Source organism: Psychrobacter sp. GW64-MNA-CIBAN-0177 (genome assembly GCF_040309585.1).
Classification (GTDB): domain Bacteria; phylum Pseudomonadota; class Gammaproteobacteria; order Pseudomonadales; family Moraxellaceae; genus Psychrobacter; species Psychrobacter okhotskensis.
On record NZ_JBEOOY010000504.1, the window covers coordinates 1 to 247 of the forward strand.

1 protein-coding gene is annotated in these 247 nt (G+C 74.5%); it reads right to left on the reverse strand.

All coding sequences use genetic code 11. The annotated features are described in order from the left end of the window. Positions 1 to 247 (reverse strand): MFS transporter (locus tag AAEY79_RS16010; protein ID WP_352289679.1); only part of this gene is annotated, 247 nt, incomplete at both ends.

Here is a 247-nt window from a genome sequence, read left to right on the forward strand (position 1 = left end):
TCGCGACGGTGCCGGCGCCCGCCCACGCGACCAGCGCGACGGCCATGCCCGCGAACATCGCGAGCAGCGACGCGCGGCGGCCGAAGCGGTCGGCGAGGCCGCCGAGGAAGAAGCGGCCGGCCGTGCTGCCGACGCCGATCGCGCCGAGCAGCAGCACGGCCGTCGATGGCGCGACGCCATGATCGAGCGCGTACGGCACGAGGTGAACGAACGGGACGAACACGCCGAACGAGCAGACGAGGCAGGC